The sequence below is a fragment of the Pseudoalteromonas sp. TAE79 genome (genome assembly GCF_000498015.1).
In the GTDB taxonomy this organism is placed as follows: Bacteria; Pseudomonadota; Gammaproteobacteria; order Enterobacterales; family Alteromonadaceae; genus Pseudoalteromonas.
The window spans coordinates 1-7,733 of the sequence record NZ_AUTL01000263.1; the positions used below are offsets into that span (position 1 = coordinate 1).

Consider the following 7,733-nt stretch of genomic DNA (forward strand, 5'->3'; position numbering starts at 1 on the left):
CAGTTAAAATACTTTTATACGATGGCAGAAAGCCTCATTCTAGAACCTCGAAGGGAGCGAAGTTTTCCTCGCTCAGTCAAGCCAAGACCGCAGCGGTACGCTAGAAATAAAAAAGCCGTTCACCTTAAGTGAACGGCATTAGCAAGCCGACACTGTTTTAATTTTTGATTGCGACGTACACCAAGGCGATGGCACAGCGAAAATCACTCAAAACTATAATCAAATTATTACCTGCTCAATTCATTGTGATCAAAATTTCCCGCGTAATAAACAAGAGTCTACTTACGATTTTGCATTGCCCGCTAAAACAACCGATGATGAGTACCTTGTTACATTAAGGCAAGCTCTCGATTTTTGCGTGCGCATACATAACCCTGATATTATTTTGTATAATGCAGGCGCTGATATTTACACTAAAGACGAGTTAGGCTTGTTTAATATATCTCTCAATGGCGTATATGAGCGCGACTTGTTTGTTCTCAACTTCTGTAAGCAACATCAAATCCCACTAATGTGCGCTTTAGGTGGCGGTTATCAGCGTAATTTGAGTTCACTAATTAATGTTCATAAACAACTATTTAAAGCCGCTATCGATTTATAGTAAGCCTTAGTATAGACTCAGTTAAACGGATTATTTTAAAGCGGTGGGAATATGCGATTACACGAAGATATACACAACTATTACGAAAAGATTGTAGTTGAAGAAATTATCAAACTTAAACTTGATGAAAAATATGGTGAAGATGTAATGGCTGACTTTTGTTGTACGGTACTAAATCAGCTCCCGCCACGATATATTCGCTACGATGTAGATATGGCGTTTTATTTACCGCAATCAGAACGCATACATATGGAACAGCGTGTGCAAACAGCAATAAATGTCGCCATTAGTCAAATATCAAAAAAGAAAGAGTTAAATGACCAACCCACTTGATCAAGCCCCTACACATATTAAACTTGCAGTAGATTTAATTATGATACTAGAGCAACACAATGTTGCTCCAGAAGAGGTCTTAAAAGCACTCGATATTGTTAAAAGCGACTTTGAAAAAAAGCTAGAAAAGCCATAACTCTATTCTATTATTTGTACGTCGTACTCGGTAACGATACCTTCGTGCTTAGTGCAATCAATTTTAACTTCACCAAATGTGCGCCTAGGCGAAGTTGAACGACGACAGGTCATATTTTGTGCTTTAACGCCAAATTGCGTTATATACAACGCAACTATTTCGTCTATTTCTTGTTTTTGCTGCACAGTCGCTGCACTGTAAAATACATCGTATTGCGCAGACCAATTTTCAACCCCCGCTTCCTTTGCAACACCTAGCCAGCCCATCCCTAGTTTAGTAGATTGCTCCAAGTATTGGCCTTTCAAAAACATAAATGCCAATGTGTATTGTGCACTTTTATAGCCTAGTCCAGCAGGCTCTTTTAAATAATTAAAAGCGGCCTCAAACTGTCCTTTTCGATACGCTTTAATACCATTATATTCATTCTTTTTCATGGTGGTATCACTGTAAAGGTTGATTGGGCTTGAATTACATCCCCCCAACAAAGTAATAAATACCATAGAAGCTACTGAGAACTTTTTCATTCTTATCCTTAATTTATTATTTTTATATGCCAGTTCCGAATATGGCTTACACTTTTTATAAACCCTGTTATTCTAAAAGCCAATCAGCATAATTAAAATACTATCATGACCTTAGCAAGCTTACTGCGATTATTTTTTCTGGCCGCTATTTGGGGCGCTTCTTTTTTATTTATGCGAATGGCCGCTAACAGCTTGGGGCCTGCGGTATTAATTGAGCTTAGAGTAGGCTTTGCTGCAGTTACTTTATTTATTGTTGCTTTGTATTTAAAACGCCGCTTAGCCTTTACTGAACACAAAAAACACTTTTTTATTATAGGCGCGTTTAATTCTGCTCTACCATTTTTATTTTTTGCTTACGCAGCTCAAACTATAAGCGCTTCTACTTTATCAATTTTAAATTCAACAACCCCTATTTGGGGCGCAGTAGTTGGTATTTTATGGACAAAAACAAAGCCCAATAAAAGTATGGTGCTTGGTTTACTACTTGGCTTAATAGGAGTTGCAATAGTCGTTGGGCAAAATCACTTTGTATTAAATAGTCAATCAATAATGTCTATAATAGCAGCATTGAGTGCTTCACTTTGCTATGCCATTGCATCGCATTACACTAAAAATGCGCCAAAGCTTGCTCCATTCGATAACGCTCATGGCTCAATGTGGGCTTCAACCTTGATGGTATTGCCGCTTATCTTATTTATGCCAATACGTGAAGTTCCAACCACCAACATTATGCTAGGTGTATTAGTACTGGGCGTAGTATGTACCGCGCTTGCGTATATATTATTTTTTAAATTAATCGAAGATATAGGCCCAACCTCAGCACTCACGGTTACATTTTTAATTCCATTATTTGGCATATTTTGGGGGCATTTATTTTTAGATGAGCAAATAGGGCCAAATACATTATTAGGCGCACTATTTGTAATTGTAGGCACTATGTTGGTTACTGGTTTTTTACCACGAAAAAAGCACTTACCTAAAACAAGCTAAGTGCCTTAAAAGTGCATACTACTTCTTGCGTTAAGATTTACTGCTTATTCACTACTTTGGGATTGCTGAATAAGTAACAACAACTCTGCAGTCGCGGTTGCATCGGCAAGTGCCCGGTGATGGCTGGTCAAATTTAAATTAAAGTGCGATGAGAGATTGCCCAGCGAATACGACTTTAAGCCTTTAAACGCTTTGCGCGACTCAACCACGGTGCACATTTTTGGCATTTTAAAAAAGTGCCCTGCCATCTCGCATTCTTTTTTAATAAAGCCGTAGTCAAAGTTAACGTTATGGGCTACAAAAATACTGCCTGCGAGTTTATCTAATAGCGGCTTAACTATATCGACAAATACAGGCGCGTTGTAAACCATACTGTCGCTAATACCGGTTAATGACGTAATAAAGCCAGGTATATGGCGCTCGGGGTTAACTAAGCTTGTCCAAGTATCAATTACTTTACCGTATTGCACTTTTACAAGGCCTATTTCGGTAATACGGTTACCGCCTTTTAAGCCGCCGGTGGTTTCTATATCAACGATGCTGTAAACACGGTTAGGATCTACAAACCATTTAACCGCAGCAATGTGTACTGTAAAGCCCACATTTTTTAAATTATCAATAGTGGTAAGTTGGTTGCGCCTAAGCTTATCGCCTGGGGCTTTTACCTCTTCAAAATGTACTTGGCCATTATTAATGACCATTAAGTCGGGGTAGCCGTCTTTTAGCTGTAAATAATGTTTACTCATGGCTGTTAAGTGCGCAATTAACGCCTTAATAGGGCTGTTTAAAATAAGCGCTTCTAGTGGCTCTAATAAATTGCTACGCCATCTAAACAAGCCGTTAGGTTGCTCAAAATATTGCGCTGCATTTTTACATACCAAATTAAGTAATGCTTGCGACGTCTGGCATTGTGCTAAGCGCTCATTTATCTGTGTTTGCTGCGCTTCATAAAAATTACCAAGCCTTAATACTTGCGGATAAATATCAAACTCATTGCATGGCGGATAAGGCGACTCTATAAATAACTCATGCCAAAATACTAAACCAAACAAACTTTGCCAAAGCGTGTTTTCGGTATTAAATACAGCCATACCTTGGCGAGTATAATAATCGTTTACGCCCTGCTCTACTTCTCCTCTGTACAGTTCATCTATTTCTAGCACGCACTGAGTATCGGCAAGCATGGCACTTAAACGCGAACGTGTTTTTTTATTAAACTTACGCATTAAAAAGTCGTCAGCAAAATACAGTAAATCATCAGTAAGTGGATTTTCGATAATGGCTTCTAATCGAGCTTTTACCCACTCTTTATTACCAAGCCTGTATTGCTCTCTTATTTGAATTTCTTGTGCTTCGCTATCATCCACGCACCCTTCAAGTAAACTAAAAGCAAGTTCGCTATCAACTGTTTTTAGCTGCCTATAAAGCCTAACTAATAGTTTGTTTTTTAATACAACGGCTATTGCACTATGTGCAGCTTGCACTAAAACCTGCGACGCTAGAGCAACATAGTCGCTCTCATCTGTTATATTTTTAAATGCTAACCGGTAACGGTTTAGTAAATAGTTTGATTGCGCTTCGTCAAGTGTTTCAAAGCGTGACAAGCTCTCGCTATGTCCTTCGCGTGTAGCGGTTAAGCCTAAGTCTCGCATTACAAAACGGTTTTGATGATTCACATCACCACTGCTTAGTTTACCTGCAAATAAAAACTCAAAATACTCGTAGTAATCACTGCGGTTATTAATTACATACTGGCTATTAAGTGGCGCAAGCTCTTGTGGGCAGTCTTTAAAAAACTCCCGCGCAATATCCACCAGTGCGCCTTTAGCGGCACTCTTTTTAAAACTTATTTGCTCACTGTAATTACTTAGCAACTCAACCAAAGAAGACTTAGTTAAGTGCGCTAAAAGCTGCGAATAATGCTGCTCGTTTGGCTCAAATAAAATACCGGCTTTTTTTAGCGTATAAATAGCCTGATGCGGCGAGGTTATTTCTTCATAATTAAGCGATTGCGCCTGCACTAAATAAGGCTTTCGCGAGTACACACGCGCCAACATGCATTGGCTTTGCTCATCTAGCTGGTTAATTTTACTAATAAATTCGCTGTGTTTGGGCTCAAGTAAATGCATACATTTACTAGTTACAAACTCAATAAGCTCTCTAAAATGCGCTAAATAGTATTTTGCTGGTAATTCTTTTTTCATAATATCGCCATAACTGTATATAAAAACAGTATCTAGCATTTATGCTTATTATTCAATCTTAAACTTGTAACTAAAACACGCTATAGTGAGTGTATAAAAGCAAATTCATTAAAAATAAAGGACTTACCATGAGCGCGCACCCATACGATGTTTTATCACTTAATAACGGCGCAAATATTATTTTTACGCCTTGCTCAGGGCCTGCTGACCTTTCAGGATTAAATTTGTTCAATCTAGGGGGGATTTAATCGCGGCGCGAGGCTTGTAACCTAGTGGGCTAAGTAAAAGCAGAGCAACAAAGAGTCAATCCCCCCTAGGCAGAACCCTTCGGGCAGCGCATGTTTGGCATTTATACTGCGTTATCGCCTATTTATGGGAAACCACCACACTACATAAGCTCTGCCTTGCCTAAAAACCAAACATGCTGCTGCAAAGTTAACCTCGAAAGATAAGCAGACCCTAGTACAAAAACACAAAACCTAGCGGATTCAATCGCCACATTAAAGGCCGCTGGCACTAACATACTGCTTTCGCTTATGCCGCAAAAAGAACTTGAAAAAAACAACGTACAAACAATTAATAGTGAGTGCAATAAGCACGATATAACGTGGTTTCATTTACCTATAAATGACGACGAAGCACCCAAACAGCCTTTTACATCAAGCTGGAACACCCACAAAACCGACATATTACAGGCCATACAACACAAACAAACCATTGCCATACATTGTAAAGGCGGCACTGGTCGCACAGGGTTGGTCGCTGCGCTTATTTTAAATTCGGTAGGTTACACAAAAGAAGAAGTATACGGCCTAGTACAAGGCATTCGCCCAAAAGCACTGACTATAGAATTGCAAAAAGAGTACTTTGATAACTTTGAGGGGTAGGCAGTGATTGGGGAGGATTTAGCACTATGAATAGTGCTAAAAATACTTTTAAGCTAGCTATGGATTAGCGATGATAGGTTTAACTACTTGTTATAACGAATTAGCACTAACCCTGCTGGTCTATTTTCTCAGTATCAAAGCCATAATTATTATCAGCTGTGGATTCTATTATCGTTATTTCAAGTCTATCATCTTGGATGACATGTAACTGGTTTGCATAATTTTTTGCTCTAGGAAATACTCTCCAACTTACAGGCTCGTTAGCTAAATGTATTTTTTCATTTCCAATTAATCCAATCAGTTCATCATTAGTTTCTAATACTGTACCAAAAGCGGCGGTTCTAGCACGAAGTAATTTTTTATCAATAGTTGATTCAAATTCAAATTCAGAATTATCATTTTTTAAATTTATAACTTTAATTCCTCCATCATGTTTTAATGAATATAACTTATCACCAGCAATCCAAGATGCTTGAACGTTTGTATTAGTGTTAATTTTGGGGGGAACTTTTTTATTTACTTTCACAGCATTGAAAAATGCTTTATCTTCATCAAAACTACCTTTTGAAGGCATACTAGAATATGTTGCTTCAATGACTCCTTGGTTAGTTTGAGCCAGTAACTTGGTAGATTGCCAATCCAGATCCATACAAGTTTCATTTATCAGCTGTTTAACATCACTTCTATTATGGAATTGTGAAAGTGGTATTAATGTAAAAACACCTTCTTTACCTGCTGCAAAAGCCAAACGACCAAATGAATTAGGAGATAAAGAGAAGCACATTTCATCAAACAGTTTAATTTCATTATCCAACGAGCCAGTATTATAGTCCAAACTTAATCTAGCAACCCCATTCTCTGAGGAGATGAACAACTTATTAGAATAGACATTTATATCGGAAGGCCACACGCCGATTTCATGAGCAAAAAGTTTTGCTGAATTTAAATTTTCTTTTGATATTACGACTTCAATCAAAGAGTTTTTAGGAATGGAGTTTCGACTATCAATCATTAAACTTCTAAGTGAAAGTGACTTCAGGAGATCGACACCTTTTAGCCCACTTGCAATCAACTTTTCCCATTTGTATATAGACAGATTGTAATCAATATCTACTAGGACTAGAAAGCCAGAATAAATATATGAGTCTACATAATCTCCTTCTATGCTTATAGAAAATTTTGAAACACTCATTTACCATTTCCCCTTTACGATTTTACCTTGTTGAGATTTGGTAATAATATTTCTATTCCTCCAGCAGTCTAAAATTGCTGTAGGTGGGCGATCAGCACTTCTTGATGGTGTAACAGGATAGCCATGCCATTCATGATTATGGTTTGTAACATACTTAGCTATATAGGCTAAATCTTTATCTGTTCTTCCTAGTTCGGTAAAATTTTTACCATTTCCCTCGATTGCTCATAAACAATTTTTAGTGCAAACCCATTCATTTTTTTTAGCAACAGTAAAAAGTCTAACCTCTTCCCATTCACTTACAATCCATTGAGTACAGTCAGCTTTTGCTATCTGCTCTCTATGTTTCCTATTTACTTTATAACTATCAAGTTTCAAATGAAATATCCATATTCGTTATAACAACTTAGTCTACGACATTTGTCGCTTTATAAACCCAAAAATATCCCAATACTACAATGCATTTACCTTAACCACCAAATAACCACATGTAAACAATTACTTAACTCCATGTCAGTTTATGTTATTGCAAAAACACACCAAGATGAGTGAGATCAGTAATATTGGTAAACAGGCTCTGACCATAAAGTGCATATTATTTATTGAATATTCAGTCTGTGTTATTTAAAAAGGCGGTTACCTAATTTTAAACCCTTTAAACTAAAGCCTTTAAGCTAAAATTTTCAAACTAAAACCTTTATACCCGCACAAGCATATTCAACCATAGCGCTTTACGATATTATGCTCTTTTATATTTAATTTAACTTTCAGGGCATATAATGACAACGCACACTCCGCCTTCCCACTCAGCCAACACAGCTGAAAACACCTCTCTTTTTTACGTAATTTTTATCTCTGCCGTGGCT

6 protein-coding genes and 3 pseudogenes are annotated in these 7,733 nt (G+C 37.5%); 6 read left to right on the plus strand and 3 right to left on the minus strand.

The genetic code is table 11. The annotated features are described in order from the left end of the window. Positions 1-142: 142 nt before the first annotated feature. The 3 genes and pseudogenes from L655_RS0120545 to L655_RS1000000126865 all read left to right on the plus strand — a co-directional run. A pseudogene (locus tag L655_RS0120545) lies at positions 143-601 on the plus strand (histone deacetylase); the annotation flags it as partial. Positions 602-652: 51 nt separating this feature from the next. Further along, on the plus strand, positions 653-934 hold the full coding sequence (locus tag L655_RS0120550; RefSeq protein ID WP_024599785.1) for a late competence development ComFB family protein: 282 nt from the start codon (positions 653-655) through the stop codon (positions 932-934). After that, a complete protein-coding gene (locus tag L655_RS1000000126865) occupies positions 918-1,070 on the plus strand; it encodes a DUF2496 domain-containing protein (RefSeq protein WP_076915306.1) in 153 nt (50 codons plus the stop codon). The genes L655_RS0120550 and L655_RS1000000126865 overlap by 17 nt, the downstream gene beginning before the upstream one ends. Positions 1,071-1,072: 2 nt before the next feature. On the opposite strand, the gene L655_RS0120560 is transcribed toward L655_RS1000000126865, so the two are convergent. Next, a complete protein-coding gene (locus tag L655_RS0120560; protein ID WP_024606136.1) occupies positions 1,073-1,594 on the minus strand; it encodes a sel1 repeat family protein in 522 nt (173 codons plus the stop codon). A gap of 105 nt (positions 1,595-1,699) precedes the next feature. Between L655_RS0120560 and L655_RS0120565 the strand changes: the two genes are divergently transcribed. Next, positions 1,700-2,584 (plus strand): DMT family transporter, encoded by an 885-nt coding sequence (locus L655_RS0120565; protein ID WP_024606137.1) that lies wholly within the window; start codon positions 1,700-1,702, stop codon positions 2,582-2,584. A 44-nt stretch (positions 2,585-2,628) separates the two neighbouring features. Here the strand turns inward: L655_RS0120565 and L655_RS0120570 are convergent, their stop codons facing one another. Next, positions 2,629-4,827, minus strand: a complete 2,199-nt coding sequence (locus tag L655_RS0120570; protein WP_024606138.1) for an exonuclease domain-containing protein — start codon at positions 4,825-4,827, stop codon at positions 2,629-2,631. An 89-nt stretch (positions 4,828-4,916) separates the two neighbouring features. Here L655_RS0120570 and L655_RS1000000128220 point away from each other — a divergent pair. Together L655_RS1000000128220 and L655_RS0120585 are read left to right on the plus strand one after the other, a co-directional pair. Beyond that, a pseudogene (locus L655_RS1000000128220) lies at positions 4,917-4,988 on the plus strand (protein phosphatase); the annotation flags it as partial. A gap of 264 nt (positions 4,989-5,252) precedes the next feature. Beyond that, a pseudogene (locus tag L655_RS0120585) lies at positions 5,253-5,675 on the plus strand (dual specificity protein phosphatase family protein); the annotation flags it as partial. Between the two features lie 106 nt (positions 5,676-5,781). Here the strand turns inward: L655_RS0120585 and L655_RS0120590 are convergent. Then, entirely contained in the window at positions 5,782-6,867 is a 1,086-nt protein-coding gene (locus tag L655_RS0120590) for a hypothetical protein (protein ID WP_024606140.1), read from the minus strand. Positions 6,868-7,733: the final 866 nt, after the last annotated feature.

What these genes read in the sequence shown, in the direction of transcription:
- L655_RS0120550 (WP_024599785.1), top strand. Translation starts at nt 653, where the DNA reads ATGCGATTACACGAAGATATACACAACTATTACGAAAAGATTGTAGTT.
- L655_RS0120590 (WP_024606140.1), bottom strand. Translation starts at nt 6,867, where the DNA reads ATGAGTGTTTCAAAATTTTCTATAAGCATAGAAGGAGATTATGTAGAC.
- L655_RS0120560 (WP_024606136.1), bottom strand. Translation starts at nt 1,594, where the DNA reads ATGAAAAAGTTCTCAGTAGCTTCTATGGTATTTATTACTTTGTTGGGG.
- L655_RS1000000126865 (WP_076915306.1), top strand. Translation starts at nt 918, where the DNA reads ATGACCAACCCACTTGATCAAGCCCCTACACATATTAAACTTGCAGTA.
- L655_RS0120570 (WP_024606138.1), bottom strand. Translation starts at nt 4,827, where the DNA reads ATGCTAGATACTGTTTTTATATACAGTTATGGCGATATTATGAAAAAA.
- L655_RS0120565 (WP_024606137.1), top strand. Translation starts at nt 1,700, where the DNA reads ATGACCTTAGCAAGCTTACTGCGATTATTTTTTCTGGCCGCTATTTGG.